Consider the following 24,472-nt stretch of genomic DNA (forward strand, 5'->3'; position numbering starts at 1 on the left):
GAAATGATTGCAGGTAAGTCGTACCCCAAACGGATGTTTACTCGGTGCGAAGTTCGTCTAAGTGCTGGATAATAAAGGTACACTTCGTTGCGACGCGAGGGGCGCTGTCTTCGGCCTCATAGGTGCGCAGAGCATGTCCAATTGTTGAGCGATCTCCGCACCCCTTCAGCTTGGGATTGAGGATAGTCAAAATCCTCGCTTGGCCTTGACGTGGAATACAGCTTGCTAGCGCATCGAGCGCAACAAGACTGAGCGGACGACCGCTCGCAAGCCAACTCTGAACCCTGCCCCAGTCTAGATCGGAAAGCGATGCGAGCTGGCCCCAGGCAGCAGTGACATCCTCGCGCGGGACATTGATCTCGATCCAATCCAGCACCGCAGGTGCGCGAAACCACGAAAGTGCTGACATTTGCTTCTGCAGATCGCGGCCATGGAAAATTCGCAAAGCGTCGATCGTCTTGTGTAGTCCCTCAGGGGCGGCCAAACATTTTGCTGCCGCCTCGGCCCAGATGAACAGCGATCCATCACGACAAGCCCGATCTGATTGCGCGCTTACCCACGGCGCAGCCAGGTCGCCCACCACATTCGCACACAGTCGAACCATCGTCTCCCATATATGGCGATTGCCCGCATTCGCGCGATCGACAATTGCGGCGAGAACCTTGCTGGCAACGAATGGCTTAAAGGCTTCAAATTCCTCCTTTCCGAGATGCCACCGCGTGATGCAGTAATCGATCAGGCGCTCAAGCGATCCAGCACACATTTCCAGAGTGGGAGCATGGTTCTCCTCGGTCACGTAGTTGTCGACGTCCGGTTGGCAGGCCTGTCCATCCTGATCATAAAAATCATCATGTAGCAGGAATTTGGTCCAGCCATGCAAGGCGGCAAGATTGAACCATTCGATTGGCCGAAGTGCCCGACATCTCAGACGATTGGCGCATTCGTGACATAGTCTGTACGGCTCCAGAGGGTCATCGTCGCAAACCTCCTCAGCCGCCGGTACCCGACGGCACGCTTGGCAAAGCCAATGAATAGGCATTTCCTTGGTCATGGACCTATCGTTTAGCGAATACGTGTTTAGGCCGGCTGGCCGATTATTGGGCAGATGAAATTCTTTGTCGCCCGACCTCGTAAGCTGCCACATGCGCGCGGGCCAGGTCCAGCAGTGGCGTGTCTATGCCCAGCACACGGGCACGATTGGCCATATCACCGAGGATATGCTCGGCCTCGGTGATCGAACCGCGTTCAATATCGCGCAGCATCGACGCCTTGAGCGGAGAGTCCAGGGTCGTGAAGAGCTTCCGATCAAACTCGATAAACGGAGCTCGTGGCTGAAAACCCGAAGCCGTCGCGACAGCGCAGCATTCCGCGAACAGGCGAAAGATCGACTGCTCGCCGTTCGGCACGGCCAGGATGTCTCCGATACTTGCCCGCATCAGGCACGTGATGCCGGCGAGCGTGCTGAGCTGGACGAACTTTTCCCACATGTCTTGCATGATCGCTTCGCTGGCGCGCACGTCGATACCGGGAACCTGCAGAAGTGTCTCCAGCGCGAGCGCACCCTCGCTCAACGAACCCTTGATTTCGCCAAAGACAATCGTCTGATTGGCCATGAACTGAACGACACGACCATCCGCATCGACCCCGGCGCTGACGTTCGCCAGCCCGCCGAGAACTAGCGCCGCGCCAAATCGCGCGGTCAGAGCGTCAATATGTTTCAACCCGTTGAGGATCGGCAAAATCATCGTGTTGGCGCCAACCGCCGGGGCAAACTGGGCCATCGCATCGTCGAGCGAATAGGATTTCACCCCGACGAGCACGACGTCGAACGGCTCCTTGAGATTGCCTGCCAGGATGATCTTCGGCTGCACGGCAAAGTCGCCGTGCGGGCTCACAACTGTCAATCCATCCCGCCGCAATTGCTCCGCTCGCGCGGACCGCACCAGAAAGGTCACGTCGCCGCCGGCTCGGACCAAGCAAGCTCCGTAGTAGCCTCCGAGTGCTCCTGCGCCGATCACCAAGACTCTCATTCGAACTCCCACTGCACGCAGCGCGCATTGAGCCACCGCACCCTGGACAGGGCAAGCAAATTTCGTGTCGGATGGACCTCGTGCCGTCTCCTCCTCGTCATTGCGAGCGCAGCGAAGCAATCCAGAATCTTTCGGCGGAGGGACGCTGGATTGCTTCGCTGCGCTCGCAATGACGATGTGGGGAAGATCTCTTCACACCTAATCGACTCGCGGAGACTCCGCCTCACCCGGAATTTGCTATCGCAAATTCCGGCCTCTCCCCGCACAGGGGGAAAGGCGGAGACCGCGGCTTGACCCCAAAGGGATTCCGGGCCCCCTCACCCGGCATGCGCGCGCAAGAACCTGCCGTGCTCCGCTTCGGTCGCCTCATTGGCCGGAAACATGCACTCGAGCCGCAGCTCTTCCGCCGTCACCGTCTGCGGCGTGCCGACCGTCGTGATCAGGGAGAAATAGTCGAGCGTTACGCCGTCCTTGACGAAGGTGAGCGGGATCATCGGCATAGCATCGGACGCCGACGGCGCGCGCCATTCCGGATTCACGCCGGGGTATTGCGACAGCTCCTCCAGCAGTGCCTTCGTCCTGACGTCGACCACGTGCGCGACCGCCTCGCGATGGACGCGTGCCAGCAGGCCGCGGGCGGTCTGCGACCAGTTCGCGATGAAGGGCCGCATGCCGTCCGGATCGAACATCAGATGCAACAGGTTCCGCGGGACGGGGCGCGCCGACAGGTCGATGAAGCAGCTGAACAGCAGCGGCGCGGCCTCGTTGGTCATCAGCACGTTCCAGTACCGGTCCATGACGATGGCCGGAAACGGCTCGTGCTGACGCAGCATGCGACCAAGAGCGCGATTGATGCTCGTCATCGCGGGCGTATCGAGCGCGGCATCCGAATATGACGGCGCGTAGCCGGCGGCCAGCAGCAGTTCGTTTCTCTCGCGCAGCGGGACGTCGAGGGCCTGTGCGAGATCGAGCAGCATCTGGCGGCTCGGGACGCTGCGGCCGCTCTCGACAAAGCTGATGTGCTTCTGCGAGACACCGGCATCGAAGGACAGATCGAGCTGCGTCTTGCCGCGAACGTCTCGCCATTGACGCAAAAGCGAGCCTGCGGACGCCGCGTGTGCCTTGAGGGCGCTGGTCGTCGCTTTCATTGTCGCACGATCCTTCCTGTCGATGGTGCCGCGACGTCAGCGCGCAAGCGTCGGTGCCCCGGATCACCCGAGGCACCATTTGGGTCGTCGATGACGGACGATCAACCGAAGGCGACCGGGCCAACTGCCCCGACCCAGTGCCTCACCTTGGTGTCGTCCCGCTCGTCCATATAGAAAAAGTGCGTCATCGTGGGGTGCACCGTCTTCATCGAACGATCGTCGGGCGTCATGTCCACGACGCCGCGAAACACCTTCAGCGAGCCGGCATCCCAATATTCGGTGACGTGATGCAGCGCGGTGAAGCCGGTGTCGATGAAGGCTTTCAGATTGGCGCGGATCGCTTCCCGACCTCTCCAATCTGCGACACCGAGATTGCAGACCGCATCATCTGCGAAGCAGTCGAAGCCCTTCCCGAAGGTCTTGTCGTCGATCTCTTTCCACATGTCGAGCAGCCATTGCGGCGGCTCCTTTCGTGTAAACACGACTTGCATATCGCTCTCCTCATGCTGTGACACGCGCCGGCGGGAGCGTCGATCGAACGCCTCCCGGCAGGCTGATGAGGAGGAGAGTAGCCGGGCCGCGAATTGGCTCAATTACATGTGAGGTAATAAAGCGAGTCTGGGAGGCGTGACCTTTGCCCGAGGCTCGCGCTGCCTGTGGTGCATGACGACTAGGCCTTCTTCTGCGCGATGCTCGCGGCAAATGCCTTCATCAGCGACGCATCCGCCGCCTCGCCCTTCGCGTCCTCGGCGAGATGCTCGAACCAGCGCGCAAATCCCTCGTAGATCGGGCTGGCCGGATGATCGGCGCCGAGGAAGCCGGAAATCTCCCGCATCTCCGCGACCCAGCGATAGGCCTTCGGAATCATGTCCGGCAGCGCGACTTCCAGCCGCGCCAGAACCGCGGGCTGGCTCAGCGCGAGTTCGTCGCGCAGCGCATCCGCTGCACCGGCCTTGGTTGCTGCAATCACCATGGCCGAGCCGATGCCGGCGAGACCCTTGACGATGCCGGCATAGGACATCTTCAAGGCCGACGCCGCGCCGACCGGGCCTTCGACGATCCGCACGTCGAGGCCGAGCTCCTTCAGAACCGCCACATCGCCAGCGTGCTCGCCGGACATGTAAAAGGCCGGGCTCTTGCCGCCGGGCTGCGGCGGGAAGCCGATGATGCCGGCATCGACGAATGGCGCCTGCGCCGAACCGATGATCTCCTCGATCCTGCGCACGGTGTCGACGTTGACGGCGTTACAATCGACCACGACGGGCTTCTTCGCGCGCCGGACGATCAGCGCGGCCAGGCGCTCGGCGAGCGCAACGGCCTCACCCGGCGGCACGATCGAGAGGATGATGTCGGCCTCGGCGATCGCCTCGTCGTCCGCGCCGATCATGCCGGCATCCGCCGCGCGTTTTTGCGTCGCCTCGCTCCGCCCCTTCAACGACGTCAGCACGCGCGCGCCGTTTTCGTTGAGGCGGCGGGCCACGGCGCTGCCCATGGCGCCGGGCGCGAGGATCGCAATGGTCTTGGGCGTCGTCTTGGACATCGTGCACTCCAGATCGAACATCGAGCGATGCGCCCGGTTCAACCCGAAGAATAGCAGAGGATGCGAGGCCCTGCGTGAACGCGGCCATCCCGCACGGGAATGGCCCTACTCCACCTTCGCAGGCTGGGGCTGAAGTGCCGATGCATTGGCGATGCGCGCGGCATTCGCCATGCCCGCGAGCGCGGCGGCCTTCTTCGGGTCGGGCGCCGAGCCCGGCTGCACCACACCGGCCGACATGATCAGCGTCGCGGCATCCTCGGTGCTCATGTCGACCTCAACGATCTTGCTCTTGGGCACGTAGAAGAAGAAGCCCGTGGTCGGGTTCGGCGAGCAAGGCAGGAACACCGAGACGTGCTCCTCCTGCCCCGGCAGGCTGCGCGCGACCTCTTCATTCGGCGACTGCGAGATCAGCACGATCGACCACATGCCCGGCGAGGGAAACTCGACCAGGCCGACCTTTCGGAAGCTCGAGCCCTTGCCCGAGAACAGCGTCTCGAACACCTGCTTCAGGCCGCGGTAGATGGCACGCACCGCCGGGATCCGGCCGAGGAAGGTCTCGCCGATATCGACCAGCGTCCGGCCGATCAGATTGGCCGCGAGGAATCCCACCAGCGTCAGCGTGAAGAATGCGACAATCAGTCCCCAGCCGGGAACGACATACGGCAGGTAGGTTTCCGGCCGGTAGGCCAGCGGCACGAACGGCCGCACCACGCCATCGACCCAGGTGACGAACCACCAGACCAGATAGAATGTGATCGCAATCGGCCCCGTCACCACGAGGCCGGTCAGGAAATAGTTGCGGAAGCGGCCAATCAGGCCGGTATGCGGTTCCGGGATGGGATCAAGCGGCGCAGGCGCGTCGTCGCGGGGGGTCATTCGGGTTCCAGATCGGTCGCTACACTCAAGCTAGGGTTTTCTAGCGGGTTTTGGAAGGGCGCGGCCTGATCCGTTCTGCCTATTCCACGGTCACCGATTTCGCGAGGTTGCGCGGCTGGTCGACGTCGGTGCCCATGATGACAGCCGTATGATAGGCGAGCAGCTGCACCGGGACGGCATAGACCATCGGCGTGAACGCCGCCGCCATGTCGGGCATGACGATGGTGACGAGCGAATCGACGGTCGCCTCCGCCGCGCCCTTGGCGTCGGTCATCAGGATGATCCTGCCGCCGCGGGCGGCGACCTCCTGCATGTTCGACACCGTCTTCTCGAACACCCGGTCGTAGGGTGCGATGACGACGACCGGCATGGTCTCGTCGATCAGCGCGATCGGGCCGTGCTTCAACTCGCCGGCGGCGTAGCCCTCGGCGTGGATGTAGGAGATCTCCTTCAGCTTCAGCGCGCCTTCGAGCGCGAGCGGGAAGCTGGTGCCGCGGCCGAGATAGAGCACATCGCGCGATTTCGCGATCTCGCGCGCCAGCTTCTCGATCTGGAGCTCGGTGGTGAGCGCATCCGACATCAGGCGCGGAATCTCGACGAGGCCGTGGACGAGCTTGGTCTCGTCCTCGTCGGACAATTCGCCGCGGGCCTTGCCGGCCGCGATCGCGAGGTTCGCGAGCACCATCAGCTGGCAGGTGAAGGCCTTGGTCGAGGCAACGCCGATCTCGGGGCCGGCCAGCGTCTGCAGCACGGTCTCGCTCTCGCGCGCGATCGTCGAGGTCGGCACGTTGACCACGGCCACCGTGTGCACGCCCTCGGCCTTGGCATAGCGCAACGCCGCCAGCGTGTCGGCGGTCTCGCCCGATTGCGAGATGAAGATGGCGAGATCGCCCTTGCGCAAGGGCGCCTCGCGGTAGCGGAATTCGGAGGCGACGTCGACCTCGACCGGCACGCGCGCGAAGCGCTCGAACCAGTATTTAGCGACGAAGCCGGCATAGCTCGCGGTGCCGCAGGCGGTGATGTTGATGCGCTGGATGTTCTTGAAGTCGAACGGCAGCTTGACCGGCAGCGAGACGCGCTCGGTCGCCATGTCGACATAGCGCGCCAGCGTATGGCCGACCACTTCCGGCTGCTCGTGGATCTCCTTGGCCATGAAGTGGCGGTAATTGGCCTTGTCGACCAGCGAGGTCGCTGCGGCGTGCTTGATCTTGTCGCGCTGGACGGCATGGCCGTCCTTGTCGAAGATCGTGGCGCCCTTGCGCGTCAGCACGACCCAGTCGCCGTCCTCGAGATAGCTGATCGTGTCGGTGAACGGGCCGAGCGCGATGGCGTCGGAGCCGAGATACATCTCGCCGTCGCCATAGCCGATCGCGAGCGGCGGGCCGTTGCGCGCGCCGATCATCAGATCGTCATCGCCGGCGAAGATGAAGCCGAGCGCGAAGGCGCCGCGCAGCCGCGCCAGCGCCAGCTTCACCGCCTCGACCGGCTTGTTGCCGCGCGTGAGCAGGTCGTCGACGAGATGCAGCACGATCTCGGTGTCGGTCTCGGTGTGGAACACCGTGCCATTCTTCTCGAGCTCCTCGCGCAACTCGCGGAAATTCTCGATGATGCCGTTGTGGACCACGGCGACGCGCTCGGTCGCGTGCGGATGGGCGTTGTTGACGGTCGGCTTGCCGTGGGTGGCCCAGCGGGTGTGACCGATGCCGGTCGCGCCCTTGAGCGGCTCGGCCTCCAGCCGCTTCTCCAGATTCTTCAGCTTGCCCTCAGCGCGGCGGCGCTCGAGATGCTTGCCTTCGAGCGTGGCGACGCCCGCGGAGTCATAGCCGCGATATTCAAGACGTTTGAGCGAATCCACCAATTGCTCTGCAACCGGCTCGCGCCCGAGAATGCCGACAATCCCGCACATGCGGATCAATATCCCCCAAATCGTCGAAAAATCGCCAAAACGACGCGCTCGGTTTTTAGCGAAGTTCCTAAGGAACCAGATACTCAATAATTATTGCGAGTTGCTACAATGCAATCTGAATCAATCGCTTCCCAGCCTCTTCCGGGGTGTCGCGGTAAATTTCTCCCGCCTTATCCGGCCCCACTGACGTCGACGCTGGCCGCCTGCGGCGCGCGGTACCGTATAGCTCATTTTCGACCATTCCCGCGCGATCCGGCGGGCCATTGGACGGGCGGTGCTGACCCGCGCGCTGCGGCGGGACCACCGTGCACGGCCATCCGCACGCGGCCGGCGACAGCAGATGACCCCGACTGCGGCAATGTACACTGCGGGATGGCCATCGTCATCCCTGGCCTTGGCGGTGCCAGTCGGTAACCTTCTTACTGAGCTGCGGAATAGGTCGTCAGGATTTTGCGATCGGCGAGGCGATCGAAACCGCGTTGTCCATATCGATCAGTCAAGGAGGCGAGACTGCATGAACTCGAAGGCTCGGCTGTTTTTGCTGGCGGTCGCCGGCATCGTTCTTATTTCAACAAATTTTGCATCAGCGCAGATCGTGGCCCTTGGCCACAGCGCAGTTCGTGGCGTTGTGGCCGAGTCTGAAATGTGGCCGGCCGTGTTGGAGGGCTTGTTGCGTGCAAGGGGCTCGCAGAGCCAGGTTATAAACGCCGGAGTCTACGCTGAAACCACCGATTTAACGCTTGCACGGGTACCGAGCGCCGTCCCGCCGGGAACCAAGATCGTTATCTTGGCTGACAACGCGTTCAATGATCAACGGCGTAATATGAGTGCAGCACAGTCTGCGGCAAATCTCGCTGCCATCAAGAGCCAGCTAAGGGCGCGGGGCATCAAGATCGTCGATGCGATGGGGATCTACCTCTCGGTACGAGGACAACCCGGAATGAAGGCTCCCGACGGCGTTCACTTGAACGCCGCGGGGAACCAGAAGGTCGCGACCATCTTAGCCGGAATGGTGAAATAGCGCGCGCAACGCCAGCACAGGCGCCTTGGCGGCTGACATGAAGCAATTCCGCGCGCAAGAACTCCCGCCCCGCATCGGGTGGGTTTTTCATTGACCGACGAGAGGCCGCCGGCTGAGGGCGGCCTCTCCTCCCTTAGATGATGCTGGACTTTGTCAGCTGCGGCCCGTGGCCGATTCCCCGAAAGTCATTGCCCGAATTCGCGCGGATTACGACAGCATCGCACGGCGAACGCCTGAGACCTGCGACCAGGATTCGCGGGCCTTTGACCCCGCGCATTAACTCCGTGTCAACAGATTTAGCCAACGATTCATCGCTTGGAGATCAAGGCCATGAAGAAGGGCTCGTCCGACCGCAAAGGTCTCTCGTCGAAATATCTGCGTGCCAGCGAGACCTCGGGCACGCACCTTGCGCATTGGCCGCCGCCCCAGCGCGGCAAGGAAAGCAAGCCCGTCTTCGTCAAGCACCCGGAAGGCGAACCGGTCAAGCGCGCCAAGCCGCGCGGCTGGCGCCTGACCCGCGCCATCTTCTCCGAATTCGCCGACGACGAATAGCGACGTGCCTCACCACCCCAGCACCAGGGCAAATACGAGCAAAACGACGAACGCCCAGAACGCCAGTCCGGTGACCAGCGATGCGACCTCGGTTGGGTCGGGGTCGCCGACCTGCTCCAGCACCCATCGTCCCGGCGGCGCGATGACGTGCTTGACGAGGAATTCGAACACATCGTGGTCGTCCATGACCGCGCAGCCCTAAAGACGCAGAAAAACGGCCGGGACTCGGCCGCTCACTTCTCCGGCTTCTTGCCGCCCGTCTTCAACTCGCGATAGCGCGCCGCGCCGCCTTCCCTGATGGTCTGCTGGTTGCGCTCGAGCGCCATCGCATCGTCGGGCACGTCCTTCGTGATCACCGAGCCGGAGCCGATATAGGCGCCGTTGCCGATCTTCACCGGTGCCACCAGCGAAGAGTTGGTGCCGACGAAGGCGCCCTGCCCGATCACCGTCTTGTGCTTCTTGAAGCCGTCGTAGTTGCAGGTGATGGTGCCGGCGCCGATGTTGGAATTGGCGCCGACGGTGGCGTCCCCAATGTAGGAGAGATGGTTGACCTTGACGCCGGCCTCCAGCGTCGCCGCCTTGGTCTCCACGAAATTGCCGATCCGCGCACCGTCGCCGAGCGAGGTGCCGGGGCGCAGCCGCGCATAGGGTCCGATCGAGACGTTCCTGCCGAGCGTGGTCTCGACAATGTGCGAGAAGGAATGGATCACCGTGCCGTCGGCGATCGAGACGCCGGGGCCGATCACCACGAACGGCTCGATGGTGACGTCCTTGCCGAACACGGTGTCGGCGGACAGATAGACGGTCTCGGGCGCGATCAGCGTCACGCCGGCTTCCATCGCCGCCTTGCGCAACCGGGCCTGCATCACGCTTTCGGCTTCCGCGAGCTGCGCCTTGGTGTTGATGCCGCGCACCTCGTCCTCGCTGGTCTCGATCACCACGGACTCCCATCCCTGTTCGCGGACGATCTCGACCGCATCCGTCAGATAATATTCGCCCTTGGAATTCGCATTGCCGATTTTGTCGAGGATCGCGAGCGCGCGGCGTCCGTCGATCGCCATCACGCCGGCATTGCACAGATCGATCTTGCGCTCGTCCGCGCTGGCATCGGCCTGCTCGCGGATCGCGATCAGGCGGTCGCCCTCGACGATGAAGCGGCCATAGCCGGTGGGGTCGGCGGCGCGGAAGCCGAGCGCGGCGATCGCGGCGCCGTTGGCCAGCGGCGCGCGCAGCCGCGCGAAGGTCTCGGCCGAAATCAGCGGCGTGTCGCCGAAGGCGACCAGCAGATCGTCCACGCCGCGCGCGATCGCCTCGCGCGCTGCCAGCACCGCATGCGCGGTGCCGAGCCGTTCGGCTTGCACGAAGGTGAGCGCATCGGGGCGGATGCGCCTCGCCTCATCGGCCACCGCCTGATGATCCGGGCCGACCACGACGGCAAGCGCGGTATCGGTTCCCTTGGGTGCGGCGGCGAGCACATGGGCGAGCAGCGTCTGGTGGGCGACGGGATGCAGCACTTTCGGCAGGCGCGAACGCATGCGCGTGCCTTCGCCAGCGGCGAGCACGATCGTGAGGCTGGAGCGGGCGGTCATCGAAATCCTGTCAGATACGGCCGAATCAACTGGCGCGGCAGGCGGCAGGCCGCCCTCATGCTGCATGCCTTGCTACCCCCGCAAACGCCCGGAATTCAAGTGCGAGGTGCTTTTCCTGTTAATGTTCCCTGATTGATTCGGGGAAGCCGGACAGGGCTGGGCACTTAACGTTCATGGCAAAGGATTCCGACTCACTGGCGGATGCCTTCGGCACCAAGGAGACTGGCGGGCTGTTCTCCGGCCTTTTGGCCGAGGAAAGCACGTTCGACCGCCGCATGATGTGGCGGCTGGGCTCCTGGGGCGTTACGGCCGTCGGCGCCGTCGTCATCGCGGTGATAGCCAACCAGGCTCAGCTCGGCTGGCGGCGCGACCAGGTTGCGTCCGCCGATCTAGCGCGCCAGGCCGACCGGCTCCAGTTGCTGACCAGGGAAAGCCAGAACGAGGCCCGCCGCCTCGCCGCGGCCGTCGAGACGCTGAATGCCGATCGCGACCGGCTCTATTCGCGCGTCACCGTGCTGGAGCAAGGGCTCGATTCCGTCACCGGCGCCATCGCCAGGCAGAAGCCGCAGGACACGCCGGCGCCGGACGCACCGCCTGCGGCGCCCAACATCGCGCCGGTCGCCTCGATGCCGGTGGCATCCAGCGACAAGCCGCGCGCGGCAGCGGCCAAGGAACTTTCGAAGGACCAGGCGAAGGAGCCGACAAAGGACGCCGCAAAGGAGCCGTCGAGTCCGCCGCCGCAGAGCGCGGCCGCTGCCTCCCTCGTGCAGCAGTCGCCGGCGACGACGTCGGCGCTGCCGATGCTTCCGCTGGTGCCCTCCAAGTCGATCATGGCGCCGCCTGATCCCGCCGCGTCGAAACTGGTTCAACCCGAGACGGCTGAGAAGACAACCGAGAAGACCGCCGAGAAGAAGACCGAGCCGACACCCGCCCCGACCGAAGTCGCAGCCGCATCGGCCAAGCCTTCGGAGGCAACCGAAAGCGAGGCTCCCGCGATCGTGGTTCAGCAGACGCGCTTCGCGATCGATCTCGGCGGCGCCAACTCGATCGACGGCCTGCGTGCGCTCTGGCGCGGCGTGACCAAGTCCAATCCGGAGATCGCAGCGCTGCGGCCGATCATCATGATCAAGGAAGGCACCACCGGCCTTGGCATGCAGCTGCGCCTGGGTGCCGGCCCGCTGATCAACGCCGCCGCCGCCGCAAAGCTCTGCGCGGGCCTCGGCGAGAACGACCGTCACTGCGAGACCACGGTGTTCGACGGCCAGCGGCTGTCGATGCGCGGAGGTTCGGAGAAGGGACAAGAAAAGTCTCAGGACAGGGTTCAGGAAAAGAACGCCGAGAAGAACCCGGACGCCGCGCCGCAAGCCGAGACTGCACCTGCGCCCGCCCCCACCGCCAAGCCGGACAAGCGCCGCCGCAGCTATTCCACGAAGCGCTCATCAAAGCGCGAAGAGCCCGCGCCTGCACCTGCCGCACAGCAGCCGGCAGCGCCGGCCAAGCCGGAGACGGCGTCGGCGGGATCGACGTTATCGTCGTTCTTCAGGCGCTAGCGAATGGTGCGTGCCGATTGGATCGGTTAGCTGCCACAAAGATAGCACGCGAGCCAAAGGTCCTGACTGCACTGCCAGTCTAGCGGCTTGCGAGCGATGGACAGAAAAGTTGGGTCGCCCCTGTTGCCCCCTCCCGTCATCCCGACCATATTGCGCCCATGACAAAAAAGCCCTTCCGCCTCTCGCCCTACCAGGTGCAGTTCCTGATCGTCGTCGGCTTCATCTCCGTCGGCTACGCGCTCTATGTGCGCTATCTCGCGGTCGAGTTCTCGCAAGTCGCGCTCGCCTGCGATGCCGGGCTTCAGACCCTGATGTGCAAGGCGCGTTCGGTTTCGACCGTGCTGTTCAAGAATTCGGTGTTCGGCATCGTCGCGCTGGTGGTTGCGACGCTGAACCTGATGCGGCCGTCGATCGTGCTGCTCACCGTCGGCATCATCGCCGCCGGCCTCGGCATCGTGCTCTACAATGTCGTGCTGTCGGGCCTGGCGATCGGCCTGCTCATTCTTGGCTTTGCTCGGCCCGCGCCCGCCACAGCGTGAGCGCGAACAAGAGATACATCGCGCAGGTCCACAGCGACTGCCAGTTGTCGCGGCCTTCGTTGAAGAGCACATAGGCCGCCGACAGCGCCAGCACGCCTGCGAACACCGATTCCGCGATCGGACGCACGCCGATCTGCGGACGGTTCAGCATCAGGATCGCGAACGGCACCACCGCCATCGTCAGCGAGGCGTAGGGGAAATCCTTGTAGCGCGGGTCGAACACGAAGCCGAGCGCGGTCTGTGCCGCGATCACCGCCGCCACCGCCAGCGTCAGGCCGAGCACGGCGGTGAGCTTTGACCATTTCCGTCCCTCGCTCGGGCCGAGCAGGTCGAGGAAGGTCGGCAGGCTGCGGCCGATCACCAACGCCTGCGCGCAGAAGATCGGCGACAGGATCCCGGCCGCGAGCAGCGTGCCCCACAGCAGCCAGCCGCCGATGCCGTAGCTCTCGTAAAACACCTTGTCGGCGCCGACGCCGAGCAGGGTCCCTGCCGTCGTCGCCGAGATGGCGACGCCGAGCCAGGCCGAGAAGCGCGGCGTCCAGGGCCGCCGGCGCAGCGTGATCAGCGCGACCGCGAACACCAGCACGCTGAGGCCCATGCCCGCGCCCATGTACCATTTCCAGTACGGGTAATTGCTGATCGGCTCGCCCGGCGGATATTTCAGGCTCCGCCGCACCGAGTCGTACAGGCCCCAATAGCCGCCGACGGTGCCTTCCAGCTTGCGCTTCCACGGCTGGTCATAGGACTCGATCAGATTGACGCGAAACTTCTGCGCCTTCGCCAGGCTCAGGATTTCCGAGACGACGCGCGCCTGGTTGGTGCGCGACGGCAGCGCGCCGTCGCGCATGCGGCCCTCGCTCGGCCAGCCGGTTTCGCCGATCAGGATCTCCTTGCCGGGAAACGCTACCGCCATGCGCTCGCGGATCGTCTCGACATGGGCGCTGGCAAATTTCGCCTTCACCGGGAAATCCTCCCAATAGGGCAGGATATGGATCGTGACGAAGTCGACCGCGTCGTAGACTTCGCGGTTCTTCAGCCAGTACTCCCACACATCGGCATAGGTGACGGGCACGCGGACCTGCGGCTTCACCGAGCGGATGATGGAGACGAGATCGGCCGTCGTCATCTCGCCGCGCAGCAGCACCTCGTTGCCGACGACGAGCGCGGTGATGATGTCGGGGAACTCCTTGGTGAGGCGAACGGCGAGCGCGACCTGCTCAAAGTTCTTGGTGCGGTTGCTGGAGAGCCAGATGCCCTGGAGCACCTTGAGCCCGCCGACCTTGGCGGCGATCGCCGGAACCTGGTCGAGCCCGTTCTCCATCGAATAGGTGCGGACGCAGTCGGTGATCTCCTTGAGCTGGCGCAGGTCCTGCTCGATCTGGTCGGCCTCGATATGGGTCCATGCGTCCAGCGGCGACTGCTCGCCGCGGAACGGCGCATAGGAGACGCACTGAACCTTGTCGGCGGGATCGATCGGGGCGCGCGCGAGCGTGATTGGCGTGGCCAGCCACCACCACACGGCAGCAATTGCACCCAGTGAAACGAGGAGAAGCGCCAGTGGCGTACGAAGTGAAATCGGTTCCGTCCTCCGCGAAGCGCCGTCGATTACCTGCTCGCGCGCCGTCTGCCAAGGGGGGTGGCTCGAAGCGGATCCCTCCCTCCCCCAAGGAATTTGCCTGCGGCCGTTCGACAGAGGCCTAGGATCGTGACTTTGCTGGACAAAATTCGAAATACAGGTCATGCAACTCGCCGGGAATTTTCCGCCGCATTGGAGACCCATTTGGACGCCATCACCGGCGCGTCCGCGGGATCCTGACGCGGGCGGTCAGCGGAGAAGTTGGGGAATTCATGCGGCAACGGGTGCGTCAGTCACGAAATGCGGTCCTGCGGCAGTTCGCCGCCACCTTGGCCGTCTCCTCTCTTCTGGCCCTGGCTGGTCTCGCTGGCGCCTCCGCCCAGAGCGGCACGCCCGCCCCCGATCAAGGCAAGGCCGCCGCCCAGCCCGCCGACGCTGCCGCCAAGGATGCCGCCCAGAACCAGCGCCGCACCGACGAGTTCGCCGAAGCCGCCCAGGTCATCAACGGCCCGGCCGGCAACCCCGAATGCGTCTGGCTCGGCCGGCGCGTGGTGCGGCTGATGTGGCGGGACGACCTCGATACCGCGTTCCGTCATCTCGACCTCTACGACCGCTTCGGCTGCCCCGGCGGCCACATCCAGGCCGCCTTCCGCTGCCTGACCCGCTTCGGCGGCCAGATCGACCCCAAGGTCGCCGAGACCCTGGACAGCCGTGTGCATGCCTGCTGGATCAATCCGGCCTCCCAGCCGCAGCAGGCGGCCGCCGCGGCCTCCCAGCCGGCAGCGCCGACATCAGGCAATGCGCCGGCACCACAGCCCGCCGCGAGCCCCGCGCCTGCGGCAAGTCCGACGCCGGCGCCCCAGAAATAGCAGCGGTCGCTTCAGCCTCCGTTCAGGAACGATCGGCCAAAGAAACGATTGGCACTGCCGCGCGTTTTTCGAAAAAGGCCATGCCCTCGTAAGGACATGAGGCCATGACAGTTGTGAAACCGCGCGGCAGAGGTATGCTCCATTTGCCGCGGACTCGGTCGGATCTCGGGGTCGGATCCGCTGCCCTGCCACCTCAGCCCCTTTTGGTTTAGCCGCGATGCGCGTTGTCGCCGCCGTTCTGTTGCTCGTGTCAGTGCTCCACGCGGGCATCTGGGGAGTCTTGCGCGATAGGGAACCTGCGCCCGACTTCAGGGGGCTGCTGCCCAGCGTCTCCTACGCGCCGTTCGAAGGCTCGGCCCACCCCGACATCGACAACACCCCGACGGTGGAGAAAATCCGCGCCGACCTGAAGACGCTGTCGACCATGACGCGCGCGATCCGCCTCTATTCGTCCACGGGCGGCGTGGAGCTGGTGCCGCCGATCGCGGCCGAGTTCGGCCTCAAGGTCACCGTCGGCGCCTGGATCGACAGGGACAAGGATCGCAACGAGCGCGAGATCAAGGCCGCCATCGAGCTTGCCCGCAAGAACAGCAACGTGAACGGCGTCGTCGTCGGCAACGAGGTGATCTATCGCGGCGAGCAGAAGGTCGAAGACCTCATCGAGATGATCAAGCGGGTCAGGAGCGCGGTCCGCGTGCCCGTGACCACCGGCGAGATCTGGAACATCTGGCGCGATAATCCGGAGCTCGCATCCAACGTCGATTTCATCGCCGCCCACGTGCTGCCCTATTGGGAAAACTTCCGCTCGGACCAGGCGGTCGACCAGGCCGTCGACCGCTACAACCTGCTGCGCAACCTGTTCCCGGGCAAGCGCATCGTGATCGCCGAGTTTGGCTGGCCGAGCGCGGGCTATAATTTGCGCAACGCCGACCCCGGTCCGTTCCAGCAGGCGCTGACCTTGCGCAACTTCGTCAGCCGCGCCGAAGCCATCGGCATGGAATACAACATCGTCGAGGCGATCGATCAGCCCTGGAAGTACTTCGAAGGCGGCGTCGGCCCGTACTGGGGCATCCTCAACGCCAGCCGCGAGCCGAAATTCGCCTGGACCGGCCCGGTGGAGAATCCTGACTATTGGAAGCTGATGACGATCGCGCTGCTGGTCGGCGTCCTCCTGTCGCTGCCGATCCTGCGGCTGCAGCAGCCGACCGCCAAGCAGGCGTTCCTGCTGTCGGCGACCGCCAACGGCGTCGGCGCCTGGGCCGCCACCGTGTTCGCGTTCTGGAACGGCCACTATTTCATCTTCGGCTCGGCCTTCGCGCTGACGCTCGGCATGATCCTGCTTGTTCCGCTGGTGCTGATCGCGATGGCGCGCATCGACGAGATCGCAGCTGTGGCCTTCGGCCGGCCGCCGCAGCGGCTGCTCGCCAAGAGCAAGCCGGTCGAGAACGTTCCGGAAAATTACTACCCGAAGGTCTCGATCCACATCCCCGCTTATTTCGAGCCGGTTGAGATGCTCAAGCAGACGCTCGATGCGCTGTCGCGGCTGAACTACCCGAACTACGAATGCGTGGTCATCATCAACAACACGCCGGATCCCGCCTTCTGGCAGCCGATCCAGGACCATTGCCGCGCGCTCGGTGAACGCTTCAAGTTCATCAACGCCGAGAAGGTGCAGGGCTTCAAGGCCGGCGCGCTGCGCATCGCGATGGACCGCACCGCCGTCGATGCCGAGATCATCGGCATCCTCGATGCCGACTATGTCGTCGACCCTGATTGGCTGAAGGACCTCGTGCCGGCCTTCGCCGACCCGCGCGTCGGCCTCGTGCAGGCGCCGCAGGAGCATCGCGACGGCGATCTGTCGATCATGCACTACATCATGAACGGCGAATATGCCGGCTTCTTCGACATCGGCATGGTCCAGCGCAACGAGGCCAACGCCATCATCGTGCACGGCACGATGTGCCTGATCCGCCGCGCCGCGATGGACATGGCCGGCGGCTGGTCGAGCGACACGATCTGCGAGGACTCGGATCTCGGCCTTGCGATCCAGGAACTCGGCTGGGTCACGCATTACACCAACCACCGCTACGGCCAGGGCCTGCTGCCCGACACCTACGAGGCCTTCAAGAAGCAGCGTCACCGCTGGGCTTATGGCGGCCTCCAGATCGTGAAGAAGCACTGGCGCCACTTCCTGCCCGGAAGGAGCCGGCTGACGCCGGACCAGAAGCGCGAATATGGCCTCGGCTGGCTGAACTGGCTGGGCGCCGAAAGCCTCGGCGTGGTCGTGGCGCTGCTCAACCTCGTCTGGGTGCCGATCGTCGCCTTCGCCGACATCGCCATCCCCGACAAGATCCTGACGCTGCCGATCATCGGCGCCTTCGTCGTTTCGCTGGCGCATTTCCTGTCGATGTACCGCGCGCGCGTCGCGATCAAACCCGGCCAGATGCTGGGCGCGATGATCGCGGCGATGAGCGTGCAATGGACGGTGTCGCGCGCGGTGGCGCAGGGACTGATCACCGAGCACATCGCGTTCGCGCGCACCTCCAAGGGCGGCCTGTCCAGGATGTCGATCGAGTTCCAGGCGTTCTGGGAGGCCGTGATCGGCGCCCTGCTCCTGATCGGCGCCGGCGTGCTGATCGCCTCCAACAGTTTCAGGCAGATCACCGAGATCTACATCTTCGCCGGCGTGCTGGTGCTGCAAAGCCTGCCGTTCCTGGCCGCGGTCGCGATCGCCATCCTCGAGCTCAGCCGCATCAACTCGTTCCAGTTCTGGCGCGACAGCGCGATCCGCACCGCCGAGCTGATCGGCCTGCGCCCGGTCGCACTGCCGACCCCCGCCGGCACGTCGCAAGCCGTGCCGAATGAGGTCCGGCGCGAGGCGAACTGACGGTACGAACGCCTGCCGGCGCGGGGGAAACCTCGGTGCCGGCAAGCCACCGGCGCTGTTCGGCGTGGATAGCGGCCGCCAATCGGGTTGAAAATTCCGGCTTAAGCTGCGGACACAGCGAGCAAATCCCCGCTCCTGCCAAGAGTTTCGGCAACCACCCGCGCTATTGACCTCGGCGCCCCATCCCCCTACACAGCGCGGGCCGAAAGCATGATCCGGAAACAGCCGGTTTTTCCCCGCGACGCGACCTTAAGCGCAGCGGCAAGACATGCTTCTCGAAATGACCGAAGACGATGGTAATCTCTTGAAGCCATCAGCGGCCATGGGAGCGCGTAGCTCAGCCGGTAGAGCACGTGACTTTTAATCACGGGGTCCTGGGTTCGAGCCCCAGCGCGCTCACCAAGCCAGATCAATTACTTAGGGCAGTTTAGTTCTACTTCTGCAACCTCCAAAAACCCGCGTGCACACAATATGCACACACGGGAGAGCGGTTGTGACTCGTTGGACTGATCCTCGGAATGCTCCTCGGCATCAGCGGCCGCGAGTTGTGGCCGCGGCGCCGAGAGCTGTTGATGGGGGCTTTGTTATTGCTGATCTGGGCACCCATCGTTTGGTTCATGGTGGAGGTCTTCTTGCGCATGCCGACGGCTGAACCACACCCACGACCGGCAGTAGCTGGCGCTCGCTCCGAGCAGCTAGGAATCGATAATTTGCAACGTGCTTGCGACGCCGCTTTGATCGCGGCGTGCCTCGTGTCCGACGCCACACGCCTGCGCAAATTGACGGCCGCCCCGTGAAGATCACCTTCGGCGAGATGCGCGAGATGGGCCTGCGCGGCGTCCTTGTCTATTGCCATTGCGGCCATCACGTTGTTCTCAGCGCCGATCGCTGGCCCGACGATGTCCGGCTGTCAGATGTCGAGCTGCGCTTCGTCTGCACCGCCTGCGGCGGGCGTGGCGCCGACGTACGACCGGACTTCAACCGGAACGCCAAAGGGCTTTTCGGTGGGTTGGGCTATCGATAGCCACTTAAAAGACGGCCCCGGCCGTGGCTTTAGGGGGTAGTGTGGACCGGGCCGCTGGAGGTGTTGGACTGCGTAGGTCCAGCGACCCGAGCCTAGGAAAATTCGGCATTCAGCTCTGTTCACTTTCACACCTTGGCAGTACGGTTCCCCTCAGGGAACGGAGTAGCTGCAATGAAAGACATGCAGGCTCAGTTGGAAAAGCTCCGCACAGATGCCGCCGAATGCGCCCTCATCCGTGACCTGGCGACCGACCCGAAGAAACGAGAGCTTTTTACGAGGCTGGCTGATCACCTGATGGTTCTCGCCTCAGAAGTTGAACGCGCAATCGCGGACAGCGTGAAGCGGACCTGATGAAGGCGGGCTGGGGGCGGCCTTTCGAGGATCCGATCAGGATCGGCGACCGCGTACTTGTGACGCTGCTCGACACCGGCGAGTACCTCGCCACGCTGCCGAAGAAAGGCACGCCGTATCCGAGTGGCAAGCGGCGATGGAAGCCTTGATCCTGGTGGCGGAAAGTGGCGGCCCGACGATGTTCGCCCGTATCGGGGTCATGCGGGCATTGAACCGCCACCACGTCCCGGAGTTCAATCCCAAGGGCAAAGAGCCGCATTGGGGCCGGCGCAAGCTGAAGAGGGATCAATGACCGTCTTCGTCTACGTGAACACCGCCAAGCAGGTCGGCGACGTCGATCACATCAAGGTCTTCGCAACGGTGGACGCCGCCGAACGATGGTTCGAGGAGAACGACCCGGAAGGCGTCGCCTTTGAATACGATGTGATCGCGTGATGTGGAGCGGATAATCAGCGCCACATCGTTGGTGGGTTCAGGGCCTTGCGACCCGCCGCTTTCAACGCGTCGGTTGAGAGCTGTCCATGTGCCGCGGCATCGAGCAGCTTCGAAGCAACGTAGGCTCTGGCGCCCGTCTCGCTTACAGGAATATTTTCGCAAACTTCCTCGAGCACCGCTCTGAGCAGCGCAGTCATTTCAGCATTAAACACGCCGAACTCCCGAAATTGAGAGGATGCTGAACACTGCACAAGCGGAATATATTCGCTTGGCAGCGCTCGCCACGTATTCCGGTCTGGGCTCTGAAATCCCAGCGCCTGCAAAATTGGCACCTGTCTGTCAAAGTAATGTGACAGCTCCGCCGGCCACGTCAACGGGGAGTTTGCTGGGCCTGCAAAGGCCCGCCAGGGCGAGCGCAGCGGCTATGCTGGTCATCGTCGGGACTCCGGCAGCGGTACGGGACGGGGCGGCGGCAGCGCTACAGCATCGATCACCAGCGGAGCCCTGTCCCCGTCAGCGGCGTCAGCGTCCAGTTCGTGCAAAGCCGCCACGACGGCCGCGCGCGCCGTTCCGTGGGGTGCCAGGGCTCGCAGGATGGCTGCCTGCACCTTGGCGAACTGCGGGCTGTTCACGATCGCCACGTTGTTCTGAATATTGATGGTGCCTTGCGCGATCGTGGCGATTTCGCCTGTCACCTTGCCGATCTTTTCCAGCACGCCGACCAACTGAGCGGCCACGATCGCCGCGCCCCGGGCATCGCCCGCCTCGGTGGTCGCCGCAAGCTGCGACATGAGCATGGTGCGCACGGCACGGAAGTGGTCGAGCACCGACGCGCCCTCGTCGGCCGCCTTCGCTGCCAGGTCGGCGAGTTGTGCCGGCCCGACGAGATAGGACGCCTTCATGTCGGCGCTGACGTGATTGTGCCAATGTCGCCCGACCGCGTCCTTGGACAGTCCGAACTTCGTAGCCAGGCTGTCGAGCGAGGCGCCGCCCGCACGCAACAGTTCGATCCGCCAACGCTCGTCATGAGCGCAGACGGTGCATTTAGGTCCCGTTTTCATCTGCAAAAATCCGGCGCGAATTGCGCCATGTGGCCCTAAAGTGGCCCCCGAAAGTGACATTTCGGTTTCACATCAAATATGCAAAGCAATGCAAGCAGTTGAAATTCAGACCCCGTGATTAAATATCGTGAGCGCGCTTGAAAGCGATTGAAACGAAGTGCGACAACGCCGAAGAAGTGGCGCGGATTGAAGAACGGCTTCGGGTCTCACGCAGGCAATTGTTTATGGTTCAACTGTCCCGCGACGGGTCGGCCGCAATACAATTCTTGCGCGCGCTTGAACTTAGCAGCAACAATGAAGACACATTATCACAGGCTTTGATCCGGCAAAGGATCATGCTGTCGGAAATGAGGGTATCAGATGGTCACGTATCGTCTATCGAAACCCCGAATTGTGAAGCAACCATCGATAGGAACTGGCGACGACGAAGTTTCACTGCCCGTATGTTGGGCTTGCGCCCTTAGCTCCTGGCTTGAAGCCACTCGCGGGGTCAGTTGGTCATATAGCTCAATCATCCAAATGTTTCAGACGTACTGTAATGGAAATGCGCTCGATCTTGGGTACTTCGATGAGATAGCAAACAGCCTCTCGATCAACATGGAATACGAGGAAATCGACAGAGCCGACCTCACGTTCGACTATGTATACGAAAAGATGTTTCCTCTGGTGGCGACGTCCGGGAACCATGTCTACATAGTAATGAAAGGGAAAAACCCAGCTCATGTAGTCGTCGCTTATGGCATTCAGCGGGACAATACCGACTACATCGCGATTATGGATCCGCTTCGGGGTGTGCTCGCGGCTCCTACCCTTTCTGCCTTCAGAAACAAGGCCACTGGCTTCTTGATAGGCTGGGCCCGGCGATAACGATTGTGAAGCCTACGTCGGCGGCGCAAAATGACCCTGTCGCTGCGCTTTCCAGTTCACTCCCGTGTTGACTACGCTCGTTGGTTCACTGGTTCACCTATAGGGATATGGGTGAACCGAACCAGACGATGATCGGGCATAAATGCCCCCCATCGTATCGTCCGTGGTTCACGGAGTGGTTCAGGTGAACCAGCCTGATATCCAAGGGGTTTTTGCCTCTCTTGGTTCGGTTTTGGTTCACCCCTTGGTTCGCTTAATTTGCACCTGGAAATCGTGCTGGCGGCAGCGGTGGTTGGTTCACCCCTGAACCACGCGAATCCATGGCGTTAAGCTCCCGCTCACCGGCACCGGTCAACGTCCGACCGCTGCGCTCTGGACGGATCAGCTTTTGTTGCTCCAGCTTTTGCGCGAGCCGGTACACGCGGCTATCGCTCATCTCGAGCAGCTTGCCGACATCGCGGCGGCTTTTGCGCGGATGCTGATCGATGGTCTTCAGTAACGCATCCTCATCCCGCTCGTTCGCCCGAGTTACGGTGACAGTGCACTCAACCAAATGCGCATTCTGCCCCGTTAAGTGCACTGTCACCGGAATTTCCGATAATTTGACTCCGCGCATGCGGCACCATTTTTGGCGGGATGCCTCGCCCGATAAAGCGGACGATTCCAACCTGCGTCGATGGCCGCCCGGTGAAGATCACCTTCGGCGAGATGCGTGAGAAGGGCGCCCGAGGCGTTCTGATCTATTGCGCTGACTACCGCTGCGGACATTCTACCGCGCTAAGCGCGAACCGCTGGCCAGATGACGTGCGGCTGTCCGACATCGAGCGGCGCTTCATCTGCACTGCCTGCGGCGAGCTCGGCGCTGACGTCCGGCCAGACTTCAATAGGGACGGGCTGCCGACACCGGCGATGGGATATCGATAGAGGGGAAAAACGGCCCCGGCCGTGGGGTGTCGTGGTGGGCGTTGAGGCCGGGGCCGTGGGTGCTTGGACCTTGGGGAAGCTCAAGCAGGTCCGAGCTTACTCACAGCTCGGAGCGCCGTTCTGTTCGTTTCCCAACATTGGCAGTAGTGTTCCGGACAGGAACGGCAAACTCTTGCGCAACGAACGACCGAACGAGCTAGGGACCGCAGCGGTTCCCTGTTGCGGCCCTCCTGAGCCGGGCAGCCCCTCACGGATAACGTCTCGGTGAATGAAACCGTTTACCGCATCACGCGAAGCACTCAGGAAACAATCCGCGCCCAGTCTCCCGTCATTCACGAGGGGATCTCAAAATGATCGTTCTCAAAATCCTTGCGGTTGTTGTTGGAGCTGGCATCCTTTTCACGATGTACTCAGGCGATCTGGGCGCCGACGTCGTGCTCGCCATCATGGCCTGCTTGGCATGACCGGAAGACCCGCCAGCGTGAGTTGGAAGGTCAGTCATCCCAAGCGCCTTGCCTGGCCTATCCTCAGCTCTCCGGAGCCGAAACCGTAGCCGGCGTACTCAGCGGAGCTCCTCCCACCGAAACAGGCCCAACGGATTGCGGTTGCCGGACCATCCGTTTGCGCATCGCTGCGGACAGTCCATAGCGGGCATTCGCTCTTCGGATGGAGGACGTGACGTCCGACATCATTGCACCTTGCAGCGAGTCCACCTTCGCAATCAGCGTGGACAATTGCGAAGATATCTTCCTCACATCGACCCGTTCGTCCGTGATGCTCTGTCGCAGCGACAGGAGCACCATTGAATCCTGCTGCAGCAGAGCTGCATTTTGCTGCAGTGCCTGGTTGTTCTCCTGCAGCGAAGCCGTGTGTTGCTGCTGGGCCGACTGGATATCCTTCAAGGCGGCGACAACCGGATCCGGCTTTGGCGCGGCAGCCTCCCGGCGCGGAAGCAGCTCGGCCAGACTGCCGATATTCAGCGACGAAAAATCGGATGGCGACGTATAGATCGCCGCCGAGCCGTTGATGGCGATAGCGCACATCGACAATGCCAGGAGCGATTTCCGGCTGGAGCGCCTGACCGGGACTGGAGCTTCCGCGGCGGCGGGCTCGGATGCTGCTGCGGCGGCTGCAAGTGCTGCAGGATCGAGTTGTTCGACGAGGCCTGGCGCTTCGAATGTCGTGGTCACGTGTATCGACCTCAAATGAGCGAGCAAAAGGAAGCCGTCGCCGAAACGTCCTCGCGACGCCTCCTTTACGCAGCACCCATCTACACAACTGTCTAAAATTGTGAGCTTTTTGGATTAATTCCACGTTAGCGGCAGGGCTGGCTGGCAGGCCCGGCCACCCCGGCCGATTACGGGGTCCATCCGAGGGAACAAGCAATGGGGCAGCCGGCTTCGAAGCGCCACAAAGCCGCGAGACAACACCCTCAAACAGTGTAAGATTCACCAAAACAGGAGGGAGCGGCATGTTTGAAATCAACGGTTTCGACACGGCAGGCGTCGTCAGCCTGAAGCGGCTGTCACTCGAGGCCGCCCTCAAGAAGGCCAGAGAGCTTGTCGCGGACGGATGCTGGGACGTCCAGATCGTTGATCCGACCGGCCGGGTATACACCTCGTTTGAGGAGCAGGCCGCCTAGCCACTCCGCCTTCGCTACCCGATGGCACGATCCGGCGCTCAACGCCCGGGCGCCGCGCCGTTGCCAATCGACCCATTTGGGAGCA

General features: G+C 63.1%; 28 protein-coding genes and 1 tRNA gene. 15 read left to right on the forward strand and 14 right to left on the reverse strand.

The features are described 5' to 3' along the window. Positions 1–37: 37 nt before the first annotated feature. The 7 genes from A3M7_RS48265 to glmS all read right to left on the reverse strand — a co-directional run bounded on the left by A3M7_RS48265 (position 38) and on the right by glmS (position 7,500). Complete coding sequence (locus A3M7_RS48265; RefSeq protein ID WP_156936818.1) at positions 38–1,051, reverse strand: hypothetical protein; 1,014 nt, start codon at positions 1,049–1,051, stop codon at positions 38–40. A gap of 43 nt (positions 1,052–1,094) precedes the next feature. Then, positions 1,095–2,030: a 2-dehydropantoate 2-reductase gene (gene panE / locus A3M7_RS0104735; RefSeq protein WP_027542892.1), complete on the reverse strand. Its 936-nt coding sequence runs from the start codon at positions 2,028–2,030 to the stop codon at positions 1,095–1,097. 317 nt (positions 2,031–2,347) lie between these two features. Next, the gene (locus A3M7_RS0104740; RefSeq protein WP_027542893.1) at positions 2,348–3,178 is read right to left on the reverse strand and encodes a helix-turn-helix domain-containing protein; all 831 of its coding nucleotides are present in this window, start codon (positions 3,176–3,178) and stop codon (positions 2,348–2,350) included. Positions 3,179–3,279: 101 nt separating this feature from the next. Further along, on the reverse strand, positions 3,280–3,669 hold the full coding sequence (locus tag A3M7_RS0104745) for a nuclear transport factor 2 family protein (protein ID WP_027542894.1): 390 nt from the start codon (positions 3,667–3,669) through the stop codon (positions 3,280–3,282). 179 nt (positions 3,670–3,848) lie between these two features. Then, positions 3,849–4,718 (reverse strand): NAD(P)-dependent oxidoreductase, encoded by an 870-nt coding sequence (locus tag A3M7_RS0104750; protein ID WP_027542895.1) that lies wholly within the window; start codon positions 4,716–4,718, stop codon positions 3,849–3,851. A 105-nt stretch (positions 4,719–4,823) separates the two neighbouring features. After that, positions 4,824–5,594: a DUF502 domain-containing protein gene (locus tag A3M7_RS0104755; protein WP_027542896.1), complete on the reverse strand. Its 771-nt coding sequence runs from the start codon at positions 5,592–5,594 to the stop codon at positions 4,824–4,826. Positions 5,595–5,673: 79 nt separating this feature from the next. Further along, positions 5,674–7,500, reverse strand: a complete 1,827-nt coding sequence (gene glmS, locus A3M7_RS0104760) for a glutamine--fructose-6-phosphate transaminase (isomerizing) (protein ID WP_027542897.1) — start codon at positions 7,498–7,500, stop codon at positions 5,674–5,676. 514 nt (positions 7,501–8,014) lie between these two features. On the opposite strand from glmS, the gene A3M7_RS0104765 reads away from it, so the two are divergent. Further along, positions 8,015–8,521 (forward strand): GDSL-type esterase/lipase family protein, encoded by a 507-nt coding sequence (locus tag A3M7_RS0104765; protein WP_049823203.1) that lies wholly within the window; start codon positions 8,015–8,017, stop codon positions 8,519–8,521. A gap of 330 nt (positions 8,522–8,851) precedes the next feature. After that, entirely contained in the window at positions 8,852–9,073 is a 222-nt protein-coding gene (locus A3M7_RS0104770; protein ID WP_027542899.1) for a hypothetical protein, read from the forward strand. Positions 9,074–9,082: 9 nt separating this feature from the next. Here A3M7_RS0104770 and A3M7_RS48270 read toward each other — a convergent pair whose 3' ends face one another. Further along, positions 9,083–9,259: a hypothetical protein gene (locus A3M7_RS48270; RefSeq protein ID WP_156936819.1), complete on the reverse strand. Its 177-nt coding sequence runs from the start codon at positions 9,257–9,259 to the stop codon at positions 9,083–9,085. A 47-nt stretch (positions 9,260–9,306) separates the two neighbouring features. Next, entirely contained in the window at positions 9,307–10,662 is a 1,356-nt protein-coding gene (gene glmU, locus A3M7_RS0104780) for a bifunctional UDP-N-acetylglucosamine diphosphorylase/glucosamine-1-phosphate N-acetyltransferase GlmU (RefSeq protein ID WP_027542900.1), read from the reverse strand. Between the two features lie 173 nt (positions 10,663–10,835). Here glmU and A3M7_RS0104785 point away from each other — a divergent pair, with 173 nt between their 5' ends. Together A3M7_RS0104785 and A3M7_RS0104790 are read left to right on the forward strand one after the other, a co-directional pair. Further along, a complete protein-coding gene (locus A3M7_RS0104785; RefSeq protein WP_027542901.1) occupies positions 10,836–12,212 on the forward strand; it encodes a hypothetical protein in 1,377 nt (458 codons plus the stop codon). Between the two features lie 158 nt (positions 12,213–12,370). After that, on the forward strand, positions 12,371–12,751 hold the full coding sequence (locus A3M7_RS0104790; protein WP_027542902.1) for a hypothetical protein: 381 nt from the start codon (positions 12,371–12,373) through the stop codon (positions 12,749–12,751). Here the strand turns inward: A3M7_RS0104790 and A3M7_RS0104795 are convergent. Then, positions 12,711–14,270: a beta-1,6-glucan synthase gene (locus tag A3M7_RS0104795; RefSeq protein ID WP_027542903.1), complete on the reverse strand. Its 1,560-nt coding sequence runs from the start codon at positions 14,268–14,270 to the stop codon at positions 12,711–12,713. The genes A3M7_RS0104790 and A3M7_RS0104795 overlap by 41 nt on opposite strands. A 329-nt stretch (positions 14,271–14,599) precedes the next feature. Here A3M7_RS0104795 and A3M7_RS0104800 point away from each other — a divergent pair, with 329 nt between their 5' ends. The 8 genes from A3M7_RS0104800 (at position 14,600) to A3M7_RS49510 (ending at position 19,893) form a co-directional block, all read left to right on the forward strand. Continuing rightward, positions 14,600–15,196 (forward strand): hypothetical protein, encoded by a 597-nt coding sequence (locus A3M7_RS0104800; RefSeq protein ID WP_027542904.1) that lies wholly within the window; start codon positions 14,600–14,602, stop codon positions 15,194–15,196. A 217-nt stretch (positions 15,197–15,413) separates the two neighbouring features. Next, complete coding sequence (locus A3M7_RS0104805; protein WP_027542905.1) at positions 15,414–18,083, forward strand: glycosyltransferase; 2,670 nt, start codon at positions 15,414–15,416, stop codon at positions 18,081–18,083. A 326-nt stretch (positions 18,084–18,409) separates the two neighbouring features. Then, positions 18,410–18,485: transfer RNA gene (locus A3M7_RS0104810), tRNA-Lys, on the forward strand. 343 nt (positions 18,486–18,828) lie between these two features. Continuing rightward, the gene (locus A3M7_RS0104815; protein ID WP_027542906.1) at positions 18,829–19,107 is read left to right on the forward strand and encodes a hypothetical protein; all 279 of its coding nucleotides are present in this window, start codon (positions 18,829–18,831) and stop codon (positions 19,105–19,107) included. A 171-nt stretch (positions 19,108–19,278) separates the two neighbouring features. Then, complete coding sequence (locus tag A3M7_RS0104820) at positions 19,279–19,458, forward strand: hypothetical protein (RefSeq protein WP_027542907.1); 180 nt, start codon at positions 19,279–19,281, stop codon at positions 19,456–19,458. After that, positions 19,458–19,607, forward strand: coding sequence for a hypothetical protein (locus tag A3M7_RS51185; protein ID WP_371089936.1), 150 nt, complete (start codon positions 19,458–19,460; stop codon positions 19,605–19,607). The genes A3M7_RS0104820 and A3M7_RS51185 overlap by 1 nt, the downstream gene beginning before the upstream one ends. Continuing rightward, positions 19,595–19,750, forward strand: coding sequence for a hypothetical protein (locus A3M7_RS51190; protein WP_371089938.1), 156 nt, complete (start codon positions 19,595–19,597; stop codon positions 19,748–19,750). The genes A3M7_RS51185 and A3M7_RS51190 overlap by 13 nt, the downstream gene beginning before the upstream one ends. After that, a complete protein-coding gene (locus tag A3M7_RS49510; protein WP_198033694.1) occupies positions 19,747–19,893 on the forward strand; it encodes a hypothetical protein in 147 nt (48 codons plus the stop codon). Before A3M7_RS51190 ends, A3M7_RS49510 begins: the two co-directional genes overlap by 4 nt. Before the next feature lie 14 nt (positions 19,894–19,907). Here A3M7_RS49510 and A3M7_RS46155 read toward each other — a convergent pair whose 3' ends face one another. After that, positions 19,908–20,144 carry a hypothetical protein gene (locus A3M7_RS46155; protein ID WP_084301668.1) on the reverse strand — a complete coding sequence of 79 codons (237 nt, stop codon included), beginning with the start codon at positions 20,142–20,144 and terminating at the stop codon, positions 19,908–19,910. 180 nt (positions 20,145–20,324) lie between these two features. Then, the gene (locus A3M7_RS0104835) at positions 20,325–20,954 is read right to left on the reverse strand and encodes a hypothetical protein (protein ID WP_156936820.1); all 630 of its coding nucleotides are present in this window, start codon (positions 20,952–20,954) and stop codon (positions 20,325–20,327) included. 519 nt (positions 20,955–21,473) lie between these two features. Here A3M7_RS0104835 and A3M7_RS0104840 point away from each other — a divergent pair. Beyond that, positions 21,474–21,821, forward strand: a complete 348-nt coding sequence (locus A3M7_RS0104840) for a hypothetical protein (protein WP_027542909.1) — start codon at positions 21,474–21,476, stop codon at positions 21,819–21,821. Positions 21,822–22,074: 253 nt separating this feature from the next. On the opposite strand, the gene A3M7_RS48275 is transcribed toward A3M7_RS0104840, so the two are convergent. Continuing rightward, entirely contained in the window at positions 22,075–22,437 is a 363-nt protein-coding gene (locus tag A3M7_RS48275) for a hypothetical protein (RefSeq protein WP_156936822.1), read from the reverse strand. Positions 22,438–22,508: 71 nt separating this feature from the next. Between A3M7_RS48275 and A3M7_RS0104850 the strand changes: the two genes are divergently transcribed. Further along, entirely contained in the window at positions 22,509–22,745 is a 237-nt protein-coding gene (locus A3M7_RS0104850) for a hypothetical protein (RefSeq protein WP_371089941.1), read from the forward strand. A 527-nt stretch (positions 22,746–23,272) separates the two neighbouring features. Here A3M7_RS0104850 and A3M7_RS0104860 read toward each other — a convergent pair. Next, on the reverse strand, positions 23,273–23,941 hold the full coding sequence (locus A3M7_RS0104860; protein ID WP_027542911.1) for a hypothetical protein: 669 nt from the start codon (positions 23,939–23,941) through the stop codon (positions 23,273–23,275). 275 nt (positions 23,942–24,216) lie between these two features. Between A3M7_RS0104860 and A3M7_RS49515 the strand changes: the two genes are divergently transcribed. Continuing rightward, positions 24,217–24,387, forward strand: coding sequence for a hypothetical protein (locus A3M7_RS49515; protein WP_198033695.1), 171 nt, complete (start codon positions 24,217–24,219; stop codon positions 24,385–24,387). The last annotated feature ends 85 nt before the right edge of the window (positions 24,388–24,472 follow it).

The organism is Bradyrhizobium sp. WSM2254, from assembly GCF_000472645.1.
Lineage (GTDB): Bacteria > Pseudomonadota > Alphaproteobacteria > Rhizobiales > Xanthobacteraceae > Bradyrhizobium > Bradyrhizobium niftali.